This window comes from Schleiferilactobacillus harbinensis DSM 16991 (assembly GCF_000425885.1).
GTDB lineage: Bacteria > Bacillota > Bacilli > Lactobacillales > Lactobacillaceae > Schleiferilactobacillus > Schleiferilactobacillus harbinensis.
On sequence record NZ_KE384471.1, the window covers coordinates 60,349 to 80,030 of the forward strand.

The 19,682-nt window shown below is 54.3% G+C and carries 22 protein-coding genes and 1 riboswitch; of the genes, 5 read left to right on the top strand and 17 right to left on the bottom strand.

Features of this window, described 5'->3' with window-relative positions; translation table 11 throughout:
- Positions 1–4 precede the first annotated feature (4 nt).
- The 3 genes from H627_RS0115680 to H627_RS0115690 all read left to right on the top strand — a co-directional run bounded on the left by H627_RS0115680 (position 5) and on the right by H627_RS0115690 (position 3,635).
- Positions 5–1,291: a PTS sugar transporter subunit IIC gene (locus tag H627_RS0115680; RefSeq protein WP_027829673.1), complete on the top strand. Its 1,287-nt coding sequence runs from the start codon at positions 5–7 to the stop codon at positions 1,289–1,291.
- A complete protein-coding gene (locus tag H627_RS0115685) occupies positions 1,288–2,607 on the top strand; it encodes a M20/M25/M40 family metallo-hydrolase (RefSeq protein ID WP_051225498.1) in 1,320 nt (439 codons plus the stop codon). Before H627_RS0115680 ends, H627_RS0115685 begins: the two co-directional genes overlap by 4 nt.
- Positions 2,608–2,735: 128 nt before the next feature.
- The gene (locus tag H627_RS0115690; RefSeq protein ID WP_027829675.1) at positions 2,736–3,635 is read left to right on the top strand and encodes a cation diffusion facilitator family transporter; all 900 of its coding nucleotides are present in this window, start codon (positions 2,736–2,738) and stop codon (positions 3,633–3,635) included.
- Between the two features lie 60 nt (positions 3,636–3,695).
- Here the strand turns inward: H627_RS0115690 and H627_RS0115695 are convergent, their stop codons facing one another.
- The 14 genes from H627_RS0115695 to H627_RS0115760 form a co-directional block, all read right to left on the bottom strand.
- Positions 3,696–3,992 (bottom strand): thiamine-binding protein, encoded by a 297-nt coding sequence (locus H627_RS0115695; protein ID WP_027829676.1) that lies wholly within the window; start codon positions 3,990–3,992, stop codon positions 3,696–3,698.
- An 85-nt stretch (positions 3,993–4,077) separates the two neighbouring features.
- Positions 4,078–4,182: riboswitch (TPP riboswitch) on the bottom strand.
- Positions 4,183–4,228: 46 nt separating this feature from the next.
- Positions 4,229–5,062: an ABC transporter permease gene (locus H627_RS0115700; protein WP_027829677.1), complete on the bottom strand. Its 834-nt coding sequence runs from the start codon at positions 5,060–5,062 to the stop codon at positions 4,229–4,231.
- A complete protein-coding gene (locus H627_RS0115705; protein ID WP_027829678.1) occupies positions 5,055–5,999 on the bottom strand; it encodes an ABC transporter ATP-binding protein in 945 nt (314 codons plus the stop codon). Before H627_RS0115705 ends, H627_RS0115700 begins: the two co-directional genes overlap by 8 nt.
- Before the next feature lie 779 nt (positions 6,000–6,778).
- Positions 6,779–7,195: an Asp23/Gls24 family envelope stress response protein gene (locus H627_RS0115710; protein WP_051225499.1), complete on the bottom strand. Its 417-nt coding sequence runs from the start codon at positions 7,193–7,195 to the stop codon at positions 6,779–6,781.
- 26 nt (positions 7,196–7,221) lie between these two features.
- Positions 7,222–7,659 carry an Asp23/Gls24 family envelope stress response protein gene (locus tag H627_RS0115715; protein WP_027829680.1) on the bottom strand — a complete coding sequence of 146 codons (438 nt, stop codon included), beginning with the start codon at positions 7,657–7,659 and terminating at the stop codon, positions 7,222–7,224.
- A 34-nt stretch (positions 7,660–7,693) separates the two neighbouring features.
- Complete coding sequence (locus H627_RS0115720; RefSeq protein ID WP_027829681.1) at positions 7,694–7,879, bottom strand: hypothetical protein; 186 nt, start codon at positions 7,877–7,879, stop codon at positions 7,694–7,696.
- 30 nt (positions 7,880–7,909) lie between these two features.
- Entirely contained in the window at positions 7,910–8,452 is a 543-nt protein-coding gene (amaP, locus tag H627_RS19520) for an alkaline shock response membrane anchor protein AmaP (RefSeq protein WP_051225500.1), read from the bottom strand.
- A gap of 197 nt (positions 8,453–8,649) precedes the next feature.
- Entirely contained in the window at positions 8,650–8,949 is a 300-nt protein-coding gene (locus tag H627_RS0115730; RefSeq protein ID WP_027829682.1) for a PTS sugar transporter subunit IIB, read from the bottom strand.
- Between the two features lie 45 nt (positions 8,950–8,994).
- Positions 8,995–10,392, bottom strand: a complete 1,398-nt coding sequence (locus tag H627_RS0115735; protein ID WP_027829683.1) for a PTS galactitol transporter subunit IIC — start codon at positions 10,390–10,392, stop codon at positions 8,995–8,997.
- A 32-nt stretch (positions 10,393–10,424) separates the two neighbouring features.
- On the bottom strand, positions 10,425–10,724 hold the full coding sequence (locus tag H627_RS0115740) for a PTS sugar transporter subunit IIB (protein ID WP_027829684.1): 300 nt from the start codon (positions 10,722–10,724) through the stop codon (positions 10,425–10,427).
- The gene (locus H627_RS0115745; protein WP_027829685.1) at positions 10,721–11,194 is read right to left on the bottom strand and encodes a PTS sugar transporter subunit IIA; all 474 of its coding nucleotides are present in this window, start codon (positions 11,192–11,194) and stop codon (positions 10,721–10,723) included. The genes H627_RS0115740 and H627_RS0115745 overlap by 4 nt, the downstream gene beginning before the upstream one ends.
- Positions 11,181–11,624 carry a PTS sugar transporter subunit IIA gene (locus tag H627_RS0115750; RefSeq protein WP_027829686.1) on the bottom strand — a complete coding sequence of 148 codons (444 nt, stop codon included), beginning with the start codon at positions 11,622–11,624 and terminating at the stop codon, positions 11,181–11,183. Before H627_RS0115750 ends, H627_RS0115745 begins: the two co-directional genes overlap by 14 nt.
- On the bottom strand, positions 11,614–13,101 hold the full coding sequence (locus H627_RS0115755) for a BglG family transcription antiterminator (RefSeq protein WP_027829687.1): 1,488 nt from the start codon (positions 13,099–13,101) through the stop codon (positions 11,614–11,616). The genes H627_RS0115750 and H627_RS0115755 overlap by 11 nt, the downstream gene beginning before the upstream one ends.
- Before the next feature lie 216 nt (positions 13,102–13,317).
- A complete protein-coding gene (locus H627_RS0115760; RefSeq protein ID WP_027829688.1) occupies positions 13,318–13,773 on the bottom strand; it encodes a helix-turn-helix transcriptional regulator in 456 nt (151 codons plus the stop codon).
- A 238-nt stretch (positions 13,774–14,011) separates the two neighbouring features.
- On the opposite strand from H627_RS0115760, the gene H627_RS0115765 reads away from it, so the two are divergent.
- A complete protein-coding gene (locus tag H627_RS0115765; protein WP_027829689.1) occupies positions 14,012–14,440 on the top strand; it encodes a PTS sugar transporter subunit IIA in 429 nt (142 codons plus the stop codon).
- 107 nt (positions 14,441–14,547) lie between these two features.
- Entirely contained in the window at positions 14,548–16,209 is a 1,662-nt protein-coding gene (locus H627_RS0115770; RefSeq protein ID WP_027829690.1) for a glycoside hydrolase family 13 protein, read from the top strand.
- 285 nt (positions 16,210–16,494) lie between these two features.
- Here the strand turns inward: H627_RS0115770 and H627_RS0115775 are convergent, their stop codons facing one another.
- The 3 genes from H627_RS0115775 to H627_RS18845 are packed head-to-tail and all read right to left on the bottom strand — an operon-like array spanning position 16,495 to position 19,682.
- Entirely contained in the window at positions 16,495–17,589 is a 1,095-nt protein-coding gene (locus tag H627_RS0115775) for an aspartate-semialdehyde dehydrogenase (protein WP_027829691.1), read from the bottom strand.
- A 24-nt stretch (positions 17,590–17,613) separates the two neighbouring features.
- Positions 17,614–18,639, bottom strand: coding sequence for a homoserine dehydrogenase (locus H627_RS18840; RefSeq protein ID WP_051225501.1), 1,026 nt, complete (start codon positions 18,637–18,639; stop codon positions 17,614–17,616).
- Positions 18,636–19,682 (bottom strand): homoserine O-acetyltransferase/O-succinyltransferase family protein, encoded by a 1,047-nt coding sequence (locus H627_RS18845; RefSeq protein ID WP_051225502.1) that lies wholly within the window; start codon positions 19,680–19,682, stop codon positions 18,636–18,638. Before H627_RS18845 ends, H627_RS18840 begins: the two co-directional genes overlap by 4 nt.

Sequence of the window (19,682 nt, forward strand, 5' to 3'; positions counted from 1 at the left end):
TGTCATGAATAAATGGATGGAAAAACATGTCTTACCAATTGCGGTGAAATTGAGCAATAACGTGGTGCTCAAATCCATGCGGGATGGCTTCTTGATCATTACCCCGCTGATCATCGTGACCTCAATCTTCTTGCTCCTGGGCAACTTCCCCATTCCCCATTGGGAAGAATTCTGGACCGGTGTCTTCGGCAAAGGGTGGATCGACTGGTTCACCGCCGTATCCAATGCCGTCTTCAGCTTTACTGGGATGCTGTCTTCCCTGGCAGTCGCCTATGCCTACGCGAAAAACCGCGGCGTGGATGCGATTCAAGGGGCGATCGTGGCCCTGGTCTCCTTCTTTATTTTGACCCCGACCACCATGGTCGTTGGCAAGAAGACCATTTCAGCCGTGAATACAACTTTTGTTGGCCCCAACGGGATCTTCCTCGGCCTGGTCATTGCTTTCGTCAGTGTGGAAGTCTACCGCTTCGCCGTCAAACGGCATTGGGAAATTAAAATGCCTGATGGCGTGCCGCCAGCGGTCACGGCCTCTTTCTCTGCCTTGATCCCCAGTGCCTGCGTCATTCTGGTGTTCTTCTTTGTCCGCTTGATTTTTACGTTCACCAGTTTCGGTACCGCATATCAATTTATTTATTCGATATTGCAAGCCCCGCTCAAGGACGTGGGCAACTCGCTGCCGTCCGTCCTGCTGTATAATACGCTGTCCTCGCTGCTGTGGTTCTTCGGGATCAACGGCCCGGCGGTGGTCAACAGCGTCTGGTCACCGATTTTCTTCGTGCTGACCCAGGACAACCTGCACGCGTTCCAGCAACATCAGGTGCTACCCCATATTTATACCCAGCAATTCATTGATATGTTCACCACCTTTGGCGGCGGCGGTTCCACGTTGAGCCTGCTGATCGTCATTCTCTTCTTCTGCAAGTCCAAGCGCATGCGGGAACTGGCGAAACTGGCCTTGGTGCCGGGGATCTTCGGCATCAACGAACCAATCATCTTCGGCTTGCCGGTCGTCCTGAACCCGGTGATCGCGGTGCCGTTCATCATCACGCCCGTTTTGAATACTTTGATTGCCGGGCTGTGCTTCACCTGGGGTTGGATTCCGTATACCAACGGGGTGAATCTGCCCTGGACGACGCCCATCGGTTTCTCCGGCTGGCTGACCACCGGCAGCTGGCGGGGCGTGGTATTGCAGTTTATCCTCTTGATTCTCGGGTGTTTGATCTACTATCCTTTTGCCAAGGTTCAGGACCAGCAGTATTTGGAATCTGAATTGAAGGCCCAACAAGCGTGAAACCATTAGAGCAGAAATTTGAACAGCGGCTGGACCGTGATTGGCCAGCGATTACCGCCGCCCTGCGGCGCTTGATTGCCGTGCCGTCCGTAGAGGGCCCAGCAGCGCCCCGTGCGCCCTTCGGTGTCAACCCCCGGCAGGCGTTGACCACTGGGTTAGAAATTGCCCAAGAAGCCGACCTGACCACCGGCCTGGCTGGGGACGCCGTCGGCTGGGGCGAATACCGTTCGCCAGCTGCCGCCACGGATGACTACGTCGGCATCGTCGGCCACTTGGATGTGGTGGCTGCCGGCAGCGGTTGGCACACTCCGCCCTTCGAGTTAACGATTACGCCGACTCAGTTCTTGGGCCGCGGCGTTTTGGACAACAAAGGGCCCTGGTTGTCTGCCCTCTGGGCCCTGCGCTGGCTGGCGGAAGATGGTGCTCCGCTCAAGCGGCCCGTCCGCGTTCTCGCTGGCAGCAATGAAGAAAGCGGCAGTCAGGATATTCCTAAATACCTGGCCGAGCAGCCCGCGCCCATTTGGGGCTACACCCCCGATGGCAAATATCCCGTCGTCTACGGTGAACGGGGCATCCTGCGAGGCGCGATCACCTGGCCCATCGACACTGCTGTGCTGGGTCCGCAATTCGCCATCAGTGGCGAATTCTCCCCGGCCATTGTTCCCGACCGGGCCGCCCTCACCTTCCCGGATGGTCATCAAGAACACTTCCACGGGAAGAAAGCACCCAGTAACGCGCCAGAATTAGGCGACAATGTTTTAGATCACCTCACTGCCGCCGGTACCCAGCTGCCCGGCGGCGCCGGCGACTTGTTCCAGTGGTATCAAGCGCACTTTGCGGGGGCCTTTGCTGGCGAACACGCCAATATCCGCTTCACCGATCCGGTGAGCGGCGCACTGCAATTAACGCCGTATCGTATTGCGCTTTCTGGCGACCACCTCACTCTGGCCTTCTCCATCCGTTATCCCTTAAATACGACGGAGGACGAAATTGTCAGCAACTTGCGCGGCCTGCTGCCGGCGGGGGCCGCCTTGACGGTGACCAGCCGCATGGCCCCGGTCAAACACGACCCCCACAGCCCGTTCATCCAGGCTTTGGCCAAGGTATACACCGATATCACCGGCACCGATGGCTCACCGGTCACCACCACCGGCGCCACTTATGCCCGCAGTATGCCCAATATTGTCGCTTTCGGTCCTTCCTTCCCCGGGCAAAAGGGGATCGCTCATAAGGAAGACGAGTGGCTGAATATTAGCGATTTCCGCCGCATGCTGGTGATCAATTACCTGAGCATCCAAGCCCTCGCAAACCTATAAACGTTGACACCGAATAGTTTTCACTATTCGGTGTTTTTTAATGGGCGATGTGCTACACTGTACGTATGAACACATGAGCATACATTCATATGTTAGTGAAGCAATATTTCGAGAAAGCAGGTGTTATGATGGCCCATGTTCATTCTCAACCCACGCCGCCGCAGGATCATACGGCAGCCTTCAAATGGGGCATTGGTTTAAACGCCGCCTTTATCATCATTGAGGGCGGGGTCGGTCTCGCGATGGGGTCTCTCGCCCTGGTGGCCGACGCTGGTCACAACCTTTCTGATGTCTTAGGGCTGGCCATTTCCTGGGCCGCGATGGCCCTCAGCCAGCGCGCGGCCACCAAGAAATTCACTTATGGTTACAAGCGCTCGTCTATTCTGGCCGCCCTGCTGAACGCCGTCATTTTGCTGGTGGCGATCGGCGGAATCATTATTGAGGCCTTGCAGCGTATCCAGCACCCAGCGCCGGTCTCCGGTTGGTCCGTGATCATCGTGGCGGCTGTCGGGGTGGTGATCAACGGTTTGACCGCTTTTCTCTTCCTTTCTGGTCAGAAACACGACCTTAACATTCGCGGCGCCTTTCTCCACATGGCTGCCGACACTGCCGTCTCCGTCGGGGTCGTCATTGCCGGCTTCGTGATGCTGTATACCGACTGGTACTGGCTGGACCCAACAATCAGTCTGATCATCGCGGTGATCATCCTGATCACCACTTGGCATCTGCTGATGGATGCCGCCCGGCTCTCCTTGGATGCCGTACCAAAGAATATCGACTTGGATAAGGTGCGGGAATCGCTGCTGGCAATCCCCAGTGTAATTGAGATCCACGACCTGCACATCTGGCCGTTGAGTACGACCGAGAACGCCTGTACCGTCCATCTGGTGCGCAACACCATGGCGGATAACAACGCCTTCCTGGAACGCTGCGACCGGCTGCTCACGTCCCAATACGATCTTTGTCATGTCACCACCCAGGTTGAGCTGGGCCGGCTGACCGATGAGTCCACGGATCATTCAGTATAACGACCGGATACAAAAATGCGGGCCGCCTGAGTTTTAGGCGATCCGCATTTTTTCGTCCGGTTATTCCCGGTACTTCGTCACTTTGTCCGCAATCGTCAAGCCCTTACTCTCCGGGAAATAGTTGATCTTAACGTACACCATCTGCGCGTCGGCCCCAGCTTTCACGGCCACTTTGGGCACTTCTTTGACAATGTCCATCAATTGGTCGTAATCGCCCTCCAAGCTGGTTTCAAAGGCACTGACATCGTAAGTGACGCCGGTGGACTTGATATAATCGAGCACCTTATCCACAATGGCTACCACTTTCTGCTTATCCGGATACATGGGCAGTACTTGAATCGCAACACTGGCATTCATCTGTCAATCACTCCTTGGGGAATAGCAAAAGGCCCTGACCGCCGTCAAGATCACAGCTAGCCAGGGCCTTACACCACATGAATGCGGACTACCATCCGCAACTCCCTACGCCAGCATGATCTGACAGGTTCAAAGGGTCGCGGGTCACACCCGCCTCTCAGCCGCTAACGCGACTCCCCTGCTATTCGATTTTTTGATTCCCCAACAGAATACTCGGAAATGGGGCGTGGCGCAAGCTAGGACAGGGAAACGTCCCGGCGGTTGAAGATGTAGTCGGCGATGAGGTAGAAGATCGCAATATAGATCACTAAGCCAATCAGCCAGCCCCAAACATTCAAGGCCGCCGCCCCGGTTGCTTGCGAACTGGATAACGGATTATAAGCCATCAAATTGAACGGATTCCACTTGATCCAGTACCACTTCTTAGTCGTCATCAGCACGTCCAATAGACCGCTGAAGATACCAAGCACCAGCTGCATCAGAATACTGAACGTGATGGCCAGCCCTTGGGATCGCATCCCTGCTGCCAGCACAAAAACCATCGACAGGTAGAACATACTGCTGAGCACATTCACCCCGACATCAGCTAGGCCATAGAGCCAAGAATTCATCCCATGGCCGACCACTTTATCCAAGCCGCCGAAGCCAAAGAACGCCCCGGTAAAGAGTGCAGCGACTACGTAGATGGTCAAGAGTGAAACAACCAGATATGCAAAGCTCGCTAACAGTTTGGAAAAGAGAATGGCGTGGCGGGAATACGGCCGAGTCAGTAAGATTTTGATCGTATTTTTGGCAAATTCTTCAGTAATGATGATGGCCGTCATGACAATGGCAAAAATCACGACAAAGGCGGCCCCGCTGGAAAAGATCGAGGAAAAAGCATCCGCGGCCTTGATTGCGCCAGTACTGCCGCCAGTTGCGGCACCGTTGGTCCCAACCGTGAAGCTGGTGTTCAATGCCTTGGCGCCCCAGGCGGTCAGACCAGAGATCACCGCTGCGATCAGCAACAGAATCCAGGATGATTTCTTCGCCCAAAGTTTGCGCCATTCATTGCGAAATAGATTAAACATTGGCTTTCTCCCCCTCCTCTTTGGTCAGCGCCAAGAAGCTCTCTTCCAAGCTGGCTTGCTTCAGCTGCATCGTCGTGACCGGGATGCCGGCGTTGAACAATTCTTCAGCCAGCTGCTTCTGGAACGCATGGGGATCGCCAGCAGGTACCTCAATATCAAAGGTATCGGCCTTGCGGGTATAGCGCATTTGCAGTTTTTGCAAAATGACGACCGTGTCGTCCGGCTTGGCGGTGATCAAGGTCAAGTGGTTGGTGCCGTGGGAAATCAACTCATCCATGGTCCCCTGGTACGTCACCTGACCGTGCTGCAAGACCACCAAATCATCAGCCAGAGATTGAATATCGCTTAAGATATGGCTGGAAATGACAATGCTTGTGCCTTGATCGCGCAAATCACTCATCAGCGTCCGAAAATCATGGGCGCCCGCCGGATCCAAGCCATTGATCGGTTCATCCAGCAACAACACTTCCGGTTTGTGCAAAATAGCCTGGGCAACACCCAACCGTTGGCGCATTCCCAGAGAATACGTCTTGACTTTGGCATTGCCATGATTGGCCAAACCGACGCGGTTTAAGACTGCGTTAATATCTTCATTGCTGATCTGTTTCCGGCTCATATCTGCCAGGAGGCGCAGATTCTTGAAGCCGGTCAGATAATTATAGAACTCCGGCGCTTCGATCATTGCCCCGACGTGGGCGATGGCCTTGGTGAAGTTCTTTTCAACATCTTCCCCCATGATGGTCACCGTACCGCTGGTCGGGCGCATCAAATGCACCATGATCCGCAGCGTCGTCGTCTTGCCGGCCCCGTTTGGTCCCAAAAGACCCAGGATGCGGCCCTTACCCACAGAAAAAGTCACATCCTTCAAAATCTGAACGTAGTGCATCTTCTTGGATAAGTGCTCGACACTGGCGGCGTAGTCTGTCGTATCTGCCATAAATCATACCTACCTTCCAATGAGCCGCTTAATTATTACTCATGGGACCAGTCTAGCAGAAATGGGGGTAGGACGAAACTGATTCGATGCGATTGGTCTTACATTATTGACACATTTGGGGCAGGGTGGCGAGGGTGAGGCTTTCTTTAAAAAGGATGGGGCCGGCCGCGGCTTCTTCTCCTAAACGGGCTCCGGCCGACAGCGGCTAGGGCATAAGGAGCAGGATGCATAAAACCTAAGTGCGGGTTTTATGCATCCTGCTCCTTATGCCTACGCCGCTAACCGTCGGCCTGCGCCCTCTGTGTACAAAAAAACCGCTGGTTGGGGGACCAGCGGTAAAAGGAGTAAGGGTGGCTGACGATTGGGGGATCGTCAGTCTTTTTTTCATGTTCACTTGGGGGGAAGGAAATGAAAAAAGTTGAATTATTGGGGTGGTTAAGTTCTATCTCAACCGTTCTCTATACTAACGGATGTTTATGAACAAAGTGTGAATAACGGAGGTTATTCTATTTTTTACAAAGTAGTTTAGCGAAAGTTGGTAGGCACCCGCTGTAAAAGGGTTCTTAGACGAGTATTCACAAAGATTAAGCCAAAGAGAAGCCAAATCCCTAAAAACAGCTGCCTTTTAAGCATCCGTTATTTGTTTGCACGCCGCAAGTAATTTTACTAAACTTTTCCTAACTGAGCTGCACCCCTGCTGGCCGGTACGCACAACGGTCTGGCGCACCGCAAAACACAGCAAAAAGAACGTTGACGAGCGGTCAACGTTCTACAAATGGTTACTTGTGGGTATCGTCGTCGTTCTTCTTAGTCTCTTCGGTCCATTCTTCCCGAGTCAGCATGTCCTTCACGTTCATCTTAACCTCGGTCACCTTCAACCCCGTGAGTTCCGGAATCGTCTTGCAGACCGTGTTCACCACCCGGTCGAAGATGGCTGGCGCACTCTTGCCGTATTCCAGAATGGCTTCGAAGGAAACGGCCACTTCAGCGTCATCAGACACATCCACGCTGACCCCGCGGGTATCGCCGGAGGTGAACATATTCGTCATGTTATCCATCATACTGCCCTTGAGATCTAAGACGCCCTCGATGTCGCTGGCCGCGTGGGCAGCGACCTTAGCGATCACATTGTCATTGAAAGAGAGTTCCTTGTTCACGCCGGTCATTTGCTTGTTGTCCATCGTTGCTGTGGTCATTTAATATCTTCCTTTCGTTTCTGTCCCTACACACCTTGGGTGGCCAGCTTCTTCTGCCGCGCCAATGCATTATCTGTGGCCTGCTTGCGCCACGCTTCTCGAGTTAATACGTCGCTGACGTGGACGTTCAATTCCACGACGGTGAGTCCGGTCATCCCCTCAATCCGGTCCCGGACCCGATCGCAGATTTTTTGGAAAATCTGTTGGGCATCACGCCCGTATTCCAGGACAATATCCACATCAATGGCAACTTGTTTTTCTCCGACTTCGGCACTGATGCCTTTGGTCAAGTCGACCTGATTGCGGAATTTATCTGCGATATCGTCCAAGAAGCCGCCGGTCATGGCCAGCACCCCGTCCACCTCGCGGATCGCCACCCCAGCGATCTTAGTAATGACCCCATCGGCAAAGCTCAGCGTGCTCACCATGGGTGTCTTGGTTACTGCGTCTTGCGTTGCATCCATTCCCCTGCACCTCTGCTTTCTGTCACTTGCTGACTCAATTCGTTTGCAGCATTTGCTGAATGCGTTTCAGCACTGGCAAGATCTCCCCGCTTTGGAAAGCGCCGATCACCCAGCAAATACCGGCAACGGCAACAATCAATAGGGCTGACCAGAATCCGGCCAGAATGATGGCCGTCGTGATCAGACCGCCAATCAAGGCATATTTCATGGCGCGACTCATTGGTTTCACCATCCTTTTCCGTTTCTGTCCCTAGATCACCCGGGCGTTAGCGGATTTGCCCGGGGCCACGGTGACCCGTACTCTTTCCACCGGAATCCCCAAGGTCGTCTGTACTTTGTCCCGCACCGTCTGTTCGATGTCGGCCCCCAATTGCTTCAGACCCTGGTCGTGGTGGGTGAACGCTTGTACTGTGACCCGAGCTTTTTGGCCCCGATCGAGCAGTGCCACGCGGGCGTCCACCCGAGTCACCGGGTGTTCTGCAACGACGGCCCGTTCCACCGTGTTCGCCACTGCCGTTTCCGAAATGTGCAGCTGCCCCTGATTAGTGGCAAAGGTCAATTGATCGGTCGTCGCCTTTTTGAAGAGTATCCGCAACATCGCCCCCAAGAGATAGACCAGTGTCCATAGGCTAAGGATCGCCGCGGTGGTGCCTAACCACGCCTGATCACTCAGCCACCGCCGCAGCGGCATCAGCCAGGACACTGCCGGTGCCGCCAGCACCAGCAGTAGTAATGGCGCGATTAAGGCCACTAGTCCCATGAGCGTTAAGATGACTTTCGTCCCTGAACGCATCCCCTCACCTCGCTTTCGTCTTGCTGAATAGAGAAGCCATCGCTTTTCTATCTAATATCAGTCTAACGAAGCGCCTCGCCCACTGGCAATCAACAGCCAACCAAGGGCGGCGGCACCGGCAGGGCTACAGCGGCATACAAAAACACCCAGTTATCACACGAATGCGACGACTGGGTGTTACTTGTTGATAGAAGAAATTACTTGGTGGGCTTCAAGTCCAGATGCTTGATAATTTCATCCATTGTTTGATCCAGACCAATATTGGTCAGGAACGGCAGGCCGTTAGTGACGGGCTTGCCATTGGGGTTCTTGTATTGGGTGGTGGTGATGACCAAATCGTAGTCATCGGCCATGGACGGTACTTCGGGGATCGAGGCTTGGTCGATCTTGTATTCGTCCTTAGGCACACCGCGTTTGTCTAACTCTTCTTGTAATTTGCCAATGGCAATCGTGCTGGTGACCACACCGGCACCGCAGGCTACGAGAATCTTTTTCATAATTATGAACACCTTTCTTATTGATGGCACTGACTGCCGTCTATATTATTGCGCATTGGCCTTGGCAGAACCAGTCTCGGCGTCGGCAACGATGTGATGGCGATTCCAGAGAACCAATACCGCGCAGAGGGCAATGCCCAGAATGTAGGCCACCCACTTGTAGTTGGCCACTTGCACCAGCAACCAAGGGAACGGGTCGGAACCGTGGTCAATACTGGAAATCAGAGAAGAGCCCTTGGGGATCGGGAACTTCGCGGCCCGAGCGGCCTTCGTGATCAACGGCGCCAGGTTGGTGCCGATCCACAGACCCAGAATAACGTTGATCGCCCCAATGATGAAGGAACGGAAGAAGTCGCCGTGGACCACGGAAACGATCAGCGGAAACATGAAGACGAAGCCGACCAGCCCGATGGTGGGCAGGAATTGGTTGCCCGGCAGGATGAAGGCAAAGATCAAGGCCACCGGAATCATCAAGGTCGCGCAGGCCAGAACGACGGGACTGCCGATCCCAACGGCGGTATCCATCCCAATGTACAGCTTGCGTTTGCCGGAGAACTTCTTCTGAGTCCAACCCGTGATGGCGTTAGAAACCGGTATGACCCCTTGCAGCAGCAAAGCAGCCATCTTCGGCGTGATGACCATGACCGCAGACAGGGTCACGCCCATCAGCAGGATCTTGCCGATCTTATCCGCGACGTTAACCCCCGGCGCGGCCGCATAGGCGATGGCCCCGATAATACAGCCGATGACGAAGCCCAGCAGGGTCGGCTCACCCCAATCACCGAAGCGCTTGTTGAAGTCTTCGGCGTTCAAGTGAATTTTGTTCACGCCGGGAATCCGCTCCAGGATCCAGTTAATGACAATAGCGCTGGGCACGAAAGAACCGGCATAGCCGTGGGGGATAGAAATCCCGGGCAGGCTTAAGTATTTTTCAGATAACGGCGCCATCCGGTCGGCAATGACCATGATCACGATCATGTTGACGGAAGCCAGGAACAGGCTCAAAACAATGTCGTGGGTCAATTGATAAACCAAGGACCCGCTGAAAGCAAAGTGCCAGAAATCCCAGATATCCACATCGATGGTCTGAGTGGTCTGGGTGAGCAGCATGATGATGTTGATCAAAATGCCTAGGGGAATCATAGAAACCCCGACCGCCGTCCCATAAGCAATGGCACTGGCGGACGGCCAGCCGACATCAATAACTTTCAAGTTGATGTGGGCAATGGCGATCATGTTCTTAATCGCCGGATTCATGACACTGGTCAGGATGGACACAGTCGCGTTCAACCCGATGAAGCCGATCCCAACCATTAAACCGCCCCGCAGGGCTTTGGCAAACGGCACCCGCATGCAGAGCCCGAAGATCAGCATAACGATCGGGATCATGACGGTGGGGCCGAGATTGACGATGTACATAATGGCATCGACGATATACTTCATGAGAAAGTACCCCTCTCAAATAGTCTGTTTTATTATTGCGGCAAACCTAATTTGGTAAAAAATATGGTGTAGAACTGGTCCACGCCAACCGTGGAGACCAGTGGCAATGCTGACAGCATATGTTCTGGCATGCCATTGGGCACTACAGTGGTGGTGCAAACCAGATCATATGTATCACCATCCGCCAGGGCATCTTGGAAGTTGCCCTGGGTCAGGCTGATTTGGTGTTGCAAACCGCGCCGGTTGATTTCTTCCTGAAGCCGTTCGATGGCCACTGTACTGGTGACCACTCCAGCGCCGCAGACGATGAGGACCCGTTTCAGCGCGCTCATTGGTCTAACGAGATGCCGGCCAGAGTCTTGTCCAAGTCGGCAAATAACGTATGCGCGTCGTGTTCAGCCAATAACTGGGCCAGATGCTTTTCATCCTGAAACAGAGCCATCGCGTTTTGCAGCACCTGCACTTGTCCATGGGGTTCATGAATGGCCAGCATCATGATCAGACTAACCGGTAATTCTTGATCGGTCAGGGCCATGTTGTGAAATTGAATCGGCTTGGCCAGCGTCGCCACGGCGATGGCGGATTCTTTGACATATTTGGCATCGGCGTGGGGAATGGCCACGTTGATCTTGCCCGCCGGCAAACCGGTGGGGAATTTTTGTTCCCGGGCCCAAACGGCATCGAAGAAGTCGTCATGCACCTTGCCGGCAGCGTTCAATTTCTCCGCCAAAAAGCGCAACGCTTCTTCGTTGTTGGCGAATGTCTGCTCTGGGAATACGAGTGATTCACTAATTAAGCCCATTGTTGTCCTCCATTTTCATCATTTTAGCCGCCACCGCGGCTAACTCTGCATCCGGTGTCTGAATCAGCCGAGCGCCATTGTTGGGATCCGCCAGCGCTCGCAGCAGATCGCGGAACGCCGGTTGAGGCATAGCGGGATCAAAGCAGGTGATCAGCAGCAGCTGGATCGGTTCGCCGTCCACCCCCGCCCAACTGGCGTCGGCATGAATCGGCACCAGCACCAGTCGCGCGGGGGTAAAGCCCGCCGCCATGTAATGCGGCACCATTAGCCCGGCGCCGATACTGGTACTGCCGAGTTGTTCGCGGGCTAATGCCGTTTCGCAAAATACAGACGCACTCGGCACAATGCCCCTTGCAGCAAGGTACGCGCCCACCGCGGTCAGTGTCGGGCGAAAGCCAATGGTGGTCGTCGGATATACGTCAATGCGCATTGGCTGCCTCCACTTGGTCATTCAGGATGTGCCGCAGATTGGTGCGGTCTAAATCGCCGAATAACGCACTGACCAACAGGACTGGCACATGATCAATGGGCTGGACATGAACAGTGGATAAGACCACGTCCGGATGCCACGTGCTCATATTGTCCTCCGTATATTGGGCGGTGGAAATCACCGCCGGCACCACCAGATCCGGGAAGTACTTGTTGACCTTGACCCGCAACAGCTCCGACGTACCCTGCCCGCTAGTACACATGATCACGACCCGCTTGGGCCGATCCTGTTCCTCCATGCAGCGGGCGAAGTACAGAGTGACAAACCCGGCTTCGTCAGCACTGATCGGGGCCAAACGAAAATGTTTAGCCGCTGCCGTCAACGCCTGGGCAATCACTTTGAACAAGTCGCCGTATTGCTTCTTGATCTCTGTCAGCCAGACGTTCTTAACGGTGATCTCGTTGCGCAGCCGATTCAGCATCGGCTGAATATGCCGCTCCAGATCCGTCAAGGAGGCGGCATCCAAGACCAGGTGGCTCTGCTGGGCCACTTGGTCCGTAAGAAATCTGGTGAACGCTGATACCTCGGGGGCCATGGGCAAAAGCTGCGACGCTTCCCCGCCCAATTGAATGGAGAGCAGATACTGGAAGATGTTCAGTTCTTCCGTGAGAGGCAGCTGGGTCACCAGATACCGGTCAAAATCACCGATGATGACCTTGGCTAACTCATAGAGCACCGCATTATCCCGGGCGGTTTGAACATCTACCGGGGTCATTTGGTAATCGGCTTCGGCCCAGCGGCCGTTCCGCGCCCGCATGATCAGGGTATACATATGGGAGAACAAATTAATGTTGTACGGATAGGGAATATCGCCGTCGATCGTGCGCTCAATGCGGTTGATCTCGCCCACGATGAAGGCTTGGTCAAACTTATCCAGACCGGTGGCGCCAGCACTGAATTCGGAAATACTGGTGACCGAGAATAAATTGAGCCGTTCCAGGGTGTGATTGATGGCCCGGCGAATGTTCTCTTCCTTACCGGAAACCGCCACTTGCGTGTGATCTCGGACCAGCTTCAACTCATCGGCGGCCAGCAAATTGCTGATTGCCGTGAGATCACTCTGAATTACGGAATCGCTCACATAATATGCCGCGAAAAGTTGAATTCGCTGAACATAATATGGGGCCTTGAATAACAGCGTCAGCAACACTTTATTCTGCCGCTGCAACGGGGAAAACTCGCTGTGACCGCTGGGCATCACCGGTTTCACCGGGGCCGCCGCGTTTTCGCTCAACAGCTTGACGCCTTTGCCGCGGCTGGTCACGATCAGCGGCTCGGTATGGGCCGCATTGATTCTTTCTACCAGGCGATAAATTGTTTTGTTCGATACTGCTAAGCTGTTGGCCAGTTCTTCAGCGGTGACATAGCCATCGGCGCGGGCCAGCAGAGTCAGCAGCTCTTTTGTCCGTTCTCTCATTTACCTCACCCATCTAATATACTAACGACATTTGTCCAGAAGGCGTCCGGAGTTGTGTCCGATGCTGTGGACAGTTTTCTTAAGCGAAACACAAAAACAATGTTTTAGCAACTGGTATGTCAGTATTAAGAGCTAAATCAGCTTTTCTTATCTCACTCAGTGTTAAACAAAAAGGCCGCATCAGCATATCGCTGATACTGCCCTGTATTCCAGCTGTCAGTTAGGTTTCCCCCGGTTGCGGGTATACTGCCGGTACCGCTCACACACCATATCACGCATGACGAGGAAAGTATCGAGTTCAGAAAGCCCCAATTCTCTCTGAATATCATCGTACAACCCGAATACTTGGGACCGCATGATATGGGACTTCGGATCGTCGTGATAATGAGTTAAAACCGGGTATCTCCTATTCCAGGCATTGGTCCAATCAATGTCCGGCGTTGGATCCGCTGCTGCGGCGATTGTCCGCGTGCCAGTAATTTCACTGGCGAGGCTGTCATATGTAACGCCATAGAGTTCTGCCAATAATTTTCCTTTGATCATTTCCGGTAACGCCTGGTCGTTTTCCCATTTGGAAATTGTCTGCCGGGTGACCCCCACCTTTTCGGCAACTGTCTCCTGGGAATAGCCGGCCTGTTTGCGCAACTTAAATAGCTTTTCCCCCAATGACATGACGTCACCCCCTTTTTGGTTTGCGGCCCATGTCCTACATTATCCAACAAGTGGGAAAATCAGGCTACCAACTCAACCGGACATTTTGTCAACTGTTGCATACATAACAGTTGTTACCTATATACCAGTTGCACAATTTTCCCACTTATGCTATCTCTACTGTAGCATATCCGCATCGTTTTGCACGGATCAAGCAAGTAACGTAAGCGGTTGATTTGCCAAGGGGGGAAAAGGAAAAATGATCGTTGAATTACAACCCGTCGCCACTACCCGGTACGACGCAGTGTTGAAAAAAGTCGGCAAGCGGCTCGCGGAACAACAGGTGATTGCTTCCCCAGACCTGTTTCTCGCCGGCGTCGCGGCTTGGCCCGGGAAGAACAAGACGCTGGCCAAACAAGGCATCCGAGTGCTTTGCTTTGATCCCCCCACATCCGATGATCCCCGGGTGGTGACCGCTCCGCTGATCAATGAGCAAAGCTTCCAACGGGCAGACCAGCTGCCGCTGTGGCTGGTCATTGTCTTGATCGGGCCTAATACGCATAATCAGCCTGAATTCATTCAGCTTTTGCGTATCCTGGCCGACCCGCAAGCCTGCCGCGAACTGCATCAATTGCCGGTCAGCCTGTTATCCGGTGCCATTCGCCGCCTGCTGATCTTGGAAAACTAATGTCAGCTGCCTGATACCGCTAACATTTACGGGATATTTACCCGTTCTGAAACGGTTTCGTGGTAAGGTGGAAGCATAGGCAAAAAAGGAAAGGATGTATTTTTACTATGAACAAGCATTGGTGGCAAGAAGCGGTCGTATATCAAGTATACCCCCGCTCATTCCAAGACTCGAATAAGGACGGCATCGGCGATTTGGATGGCGTTCGGCAGCGGCTGGACTACATCAAGAAACTTGGGGTGGATGTGATTTGGCTCAACCCGATTTATCGTTCTCCGAACGATGACAACGGCTACGACATCAGCAACTATCAGGCAATTATGCCCGATTTCGGTACCATGGCGGATTTCGACGCGTTGTTGAAAGAGGCCCACGCTAAGGGTTTGAAGATCGTCATGGACTTAGTGGTCAACCACACATCCGACGAGCACCACTGGTTCATGGAAAGCCGCAAGAGCAAGGATAATCCGTACCGGGACTACTACATTTGGCAGGATCCGGTGGATGGTCACGCACCCAACGACTGGAAATCGTCATTCTCCGGCAGCGCCTGGCAGTTTGATGATACGACCGGCCAATATTACCTGCATCTTTTCTCAAAGAAACAGCCTGACTTGAACTGGCGCAATCCTAAGGTGCGCAACAGCGTCTTCGATATGATGAGCTGGTGGCTGGATAAGGGCATTGACGGTTTCCGGATGGACGTCATCAACCTGATTTCGAAGACCAAAGAGTTCGCGCCTACCGCTGAGCACCCCGTACCGCGGCAACCGGCCAACGGGCCCCACGTTCACGAATACTTAGAAGAAATGAACCAAAAGGTCTTGAGCAAGTATGACATCATGACTGTGGGCGAGACGCCCGGCGTCCACCCAGATGATGCCCTGAAGTATGCCGGCTTTAACAGCCATGAACTGGATATGGTCTTCCAATTCGAGCATATGGGAGTCGACAGCGACAAAGAACTTGGGAAGTGGCGCCCGCACCAGTGGCAGCTGACTAACCTGAAACGCATCATGAGCAAGTGGCAGACCGAACTGAATGGCAAGGCCTGGAATTCCCTCTATTGGAACAACCATGATCAGCCCCGGGTCGTTTCCCGCTTCGGCAACGACAGTCCGGAGTTTCGGGTCCGGTCGGCTAAGATGCTGGGCGCGGTCCTCCACTTCCAGCAAGGGACGCCGTATATCTATCAAGGGGAAGAAATCGGCATGACCAACGTCATGAACTTCAACTCCATCGAAGATTACAAGGATATCGAATCCCGCAATGCCTATCGTGACTTGGTAGAGCAGCATCAGGTGCTGACTAACGATCAGATGATTGCCGCCCTGCACCATTCTTCCCGGGACAATGCCCGGACGCCGATGCAGTGGGATGATTCAGTTAACGCTGGTTTCACCCCAGAGGGTGTGGATCCGTGGATCCAGCTGAATGCCAACTACGATACGGTCAATGTGAAGGCGGCCTTAGCTGATCCGGAATCGGTGTTCTACTTCTACCAGAAGATGAACACGCTGCGCAAGCAGTATCCAATCATCACGTATGGTGATTACACATTGCTGGATCCGGATGACGAACAGACCTGGACGTATACTCGGGAGTTTGAAGGTCAAAAATTGACCTTGACGGCCAACTTCAGCAAGGATACGATCACGCGTGATTACGCGGCGGCGCCGGCGAATACGAACTTGATTCTCAGCAACTATGATGATGATCAAGGCAGCACGTTGCGGCCTTATGAAGTGAAGGTTTATCTGACGAAGTAAGCTGGGATAGAGTTTGTTCTTCGTACGCCGTGCCAAGTGCTCCGCAAGCTGCGGCGGATGGGGCTGGAACGCCATGACGGCGTTTTGAGCCTGCTGCGCAGTCTCAAAATCGCCTAACAACATCGGCGGCAAAGCCGCCGTGTTGTTTCCATGGCTGAGCCCCATCCGCCTCCGCTTGCTACGCACTTGGCACTAGATACGCAGAACACCAGGATATCTACCACGAAAATATAAGACGCTCCGACGAGAACATTTTCCCGTCAGAGCGTTTTTACGTTCCTGCGATTAATCCTGGTCAGAAAACAAAGCGGCATCACCGGCCGCCACATGGACTAGGTTCTGTTTGACCAACTCTTCGGCGATTTGAACGGTGTTCCAGGCGGCCCCTTTGAGCAAATTATCGGACACGATCCAAAGGTTGTAGCTGCCGGGATTTTCGACGTCGGCGCGGATCCGGCCGACGAACGTATCCCGTTTGCCGGTAGCGGTCAGCGATTGGGGATATAACTGCTGGGCGGGATCATCTTGCACCACGACACCCGGGGCGGCGGTCAGCGTCGCTCGCAAGTCGGCTGGGGATGGCTGCTGTTCTGTCTCAATATAGACGGATTCCCCATGACTGATGGGTACCGGCACCCGGACACAGGTGGCGGTCACTTTGGGGTCGGGACTGTTTTTATCGCCCACCAGAATTTTTTTGGTCTCGTGGATCATCTTCCACTCTTCGTGGGTATAACCGTCATCGTGGAAGACATCAATTTGCGGCAGCAAATTAAACGCCAAGGGATAGTGGTGCGCCGCCCCCTTCACCGGCAAAATGTTCGCCGTCATTTCTTCGCCATTCACAGCCTGCTTGGCTTCGGCATAAAGCTCATTCAGCGCACTCTGCCCGGCGCCGCTGGCTGCCTGATAAGTGGAGACAATCACTTGCTTGAGCCCATACTGTTGGCGAATTGGCGCCAAGGCAACCACCATTTGAATCGTGGAACAGTTAGGGTTGGCGATAATCCCGTGATGTTCCGCCAGCGCCGCCGCATTCACTTTGGGCACCACCAGCGGCACGTGATCGTTCATTCGCCAGTAGCTGGTGTTGTCCACGCAGACTGCACCAGCCACCACGGCTGCGGGCAATAACGCTTTAGACACAGCGCCGCCCGCAGAGGCCAGGACCAAATCGATCCCCTGGAAGGACGCCGGCGTGGCCTCTTCGACGGTAACTGGCCGCCCGTTGAAGGATAATTGTTTACCAGCGGACCGGGATGACGCCAACAGTTTCACCTGTTTCACTGGAATCGTGGAGTGTTCTAACTGCGTGATCAAGCGGGTGCCCACAGCACCCGTTGCCCCGAGGATCGCGACCGTATATGATTTTTCTGCCAATTGATTTCCCTCTGCTTTCCTGAATTACGCTAAGACTGGAATACCAGTGCTGACCGGCTCCGGTGCAATGATCTGCCAGTCGGCGGCCGAGCGGGTCCGTTCATGATACGGATCCGGCACCGTGCCCTGGCGGATCTGGGTCACGAGGTCGGCCAGATCGGCCAATACCGCGCTGGCGGTGGGCCGGGCCCCAGCCCCGGGGCCCATGAGCATCATGTCCTGCATGTTGGTGGATGAAATCAGCACCGCATTGTTGGCGCCGTTCACGCCGCTGAGCGGATTACTGGGCTTGATCACATACGGCCCCACCGCCAACATGAGTTGACGCGGTCCGCGACGTTCGGCAATGATCAACGGTTTGACGATGGCGTCAGGGAGTTTTTGATCGATTCCCTGCCGTGGAATCTGGGCCATGGTTGGCGTCACACCGAAGGCCAAGCGGGTCAAAATCGCCAGCTTATAGGCGGCATCCAACCCAGATACGTCATTGGTCGGATCCGCCTCGGCGAAGCCTTTGGCCTGAGCCTCTCTGAGTGCGCTGGTATACCGGGAGCCAAAGAAACTGGTCTGGGTCAAAATGAAATTACTGGTGCCGTTGGCGATCCCGACGATGCGCTGGATCTGGTCACTTGGATACGTATGGGCCAGAGTATGTAAAATCGGAATGGCACCCATCACGGCGGCTTCGTAATAAAAACCCACGTGCTGAGCCAGTGCCAACTGGGCGAGCTCTTCGCCGTGTTGGGCGATGAGATCCTTATTGGCCGAAATCACGTGCTTCCCCGTGTACAAAGCCGTTTCTAGCAACGGCAAGGTCGGGTCAACACCGCCCATCACTTCAATGATGACATCAATTGTCGAATCAGCGACCACGCTGGCCGCATCGGTGGTCAGCGGGATGTTCGAATATTGGGCTTGGCGGGCCGGGGTGATGTGCCGTACTGCCGCCCGGGTGACCTGGACCGGCCAGGCGGGATGCTGTGCGCGCAAAATATCAATGACCCCGCCGCCCACTGTGCCCAGTCCGAGCAGCCCAATCTTGATCGTCATACGATCCCTTCTTTCGTTGCAATGACTTGAATGTCTGGCTGAATATGATGCAAAATTGCCCAGGCATTAGCCAGATCGACGTGATGCGCCGGTGTGTCCAGCAGCCAGACTCGGTCTGTATGCGGCGTCAGGTTATAAATCAACGTGTCCACATTAGCCCCTTGCCACGGGGTCAAACCAGCGCGCCGGGCCGCGGCCAAACTGGTCAGCGGGATGGTTGGCAAAGCGGTGCCAGTGTCCGCCGCTGCCGGCGGCTGACTGTCCGTGATTTTCGCCAGCCAGCGGCGATAGAAAGCCACGGCATCAGCCCGCCAAGTCCAGGAGTACTGGTTATCGCCGGTAAAATAATGCTGCGGTTTCGGCGCCGCATCACCGTTTTTTGCCTGATCCCGGTAATACTCCAAAGCCAGTGTGTTGGCGCTGTATTCAAAGTGCCCGGCCACATAGGTCGATTGGGTGGTATCGTCGGTGACGATCACAGCGCCCAAGTCCAAGTTGCCAGCCACGATCTCGCCCCGCTCAATCGCTGCCAGCGGCACCAAAAAATACCGGGATTGGGGCATTGTATACCCTTCAACCGTGAATACCCCGGTAATTTTCTCTGGAATGCCATGGCCGACAAATACGCCATCGACCGCCCCAGCGGCATAGGCGCCCCAGCAAAGAAACAGACTGCCCTGAACGTGAGTCCGGCGCCAGGTCAGAATCTCCTGGAGCTCATCCCAATAATCCACATCGGTGAACGGCTTTTGATCCAACGGGGCGCCGGTGATGATCAGGCCATCAAAGAATTGGTCTTCAATTTCTGGAAAAGTGGCATAGGCGGCATGCAGCTGATCGGCATGCCGGCGAATCTGGTGGCTGGCCGGCAGACAGAACGTGAGCGTCACCGGAAAACCCGTGGCCGCAAAAATCGAAGCAAACTGCTGCTCCGTGACCGCCCGGTTGGGCATTAAATTCAAGACCAGAATCTTTTTTGCACCAGTGGTCGGTTGCGGCACCGGATCCCGGGTCAGCCCATTCAATCGGGTCACTGTACTCAT

Coding starts and splice junctions, on each gene's coding strand:
- H627_RS0115690 (WP_027829675.1), top strand. CDS start 2,736: ATGGCCCATGTTCATTCTCAACCCACGCCGCCGCAGGATCATACGGCA.
- H627_RS0115720 (WP_027829681.1), bottom strand. CDS start 7,879: ATGAGTCGCGCCATGAAATATGCCTTGATTGGCGGTCTGATCACGACG.
- H627_RS18840 (WP_051225501.1), bottom strand. CDS start 18,639: ATGACGATCAAGATTGGGCTGCTCGGACTGGGCACAGTGGGCGGCGGG.
- H627_RS18845 (WP_051225502.1), bottom strand. CDS start 19,682: ATGAGTACAGTGACCCGATTGAATGGGCTGACCCGGGATCCGGTGCCG.
- H627_RS0115755 (WP_027829687.1), bottom strand. CDS start 13,101: ATGAGAGAACGGACAAAAGAGCTGCTGACTCTGCTGGCCCGCGCCGAT.
- H627_RS0115740 (WP_027829684.1), bottom strand. CDS start 10,724: ATGAGCGCGCTGAAACGGGTCCTCATCGTCTGCGGCGCTGGAGTGGTC.
- H627_RS0115680 (WP_027829673.1), top strand. CDS start 5: ATGAATAAATGGATGGAAAAACATGTCTTACCAATTGCGGTGAAATTG.
- H627_RS0115705 (WP_027829678.1), bottom strand. CDS start 5,999: ATGGCAGATACGACAGACTACGCCGCCAGTGTCGAGCACTTATCCAAG.
- amaP (WP_051225500.1), bottom strand. CDS start 8,452: ATGCGTTCAGGGACGAAAGTCATCTTAACGCTCATGGGACTAGTGGCC.
- H627_RS0115710 (WP_051225499.1), bottom strand. CDS start 7,195: ATGACCACAGCAACGATGGACAACAAGCAAATGACCGGCGTGAACAAG.
- H627_RS0115695 (WP_027829676.1), bottom strand. CDS start 3,992: ATGAATGCCAGTGTTGCGATTCAAGTACTGCCCATGTATCCGGATAAG.
- H627_RS0115765 (WP_027829689.1), top strand. CDS start 14,012: ATGATCGTTGAATTACAACCCGTCGCCACTACCCGGTACGACGCAGTG.
- H627_RS0115750 (WP_027829686.1), bottom strand. CDS start 11,624: ATGCGCATTGACGTATATCCGACGACCACCATTGGCTTTCGCCCGACA.
- H627_RS0115700 (WP_027829677.1), bottom strand. CDS start 5,062: ATGTTTAATCTATTTCGCAATGAATGGCGCAAACTTTGGGCGAAGAAA.
- H627_RS0115745 (WP_027829685.1), bottom strand. CDS start 11,194: ATGGGCTTAATTAGTGAATCACTCGTATTCCCAGAGCAGACATTCGCC.
- H627_RS0115730 (WP_027829682.1), bottom strand. CDS start 8,949: ATGAAAAAGATTCTCGTAGCCTGCGGTGCCGGTGTGGTCACCAGCACG.
- H627_RS0115770 (WP_027829690.1), top strand. CDS start 14,548: ATGAACAAGCATTGGTGGCAAGAAGCGGTCGTATATCAAGTATACCCC.
- H627_RS0115735 (WP_027829683.1), bottom strand. CDS start 10,392: ATGAAGTATATCGTCGATGCCATTATGTACATCGTCAATCTCGGCCCC.
- H627_RS0115760 (WP_027829688.1), bottom strand. CDS start 13,773: ATGTCATTGGGGGAAAAGCTATTTAAGTTGCGCAAACAGGCCGGCTAT.
- H627_RS0115715 (WP_027829680.1), bottom strand. CDS start 7,659: ATGGATGCAACGCAAGACGCAGTAACCAAGACACCCATGGTGAGCACG.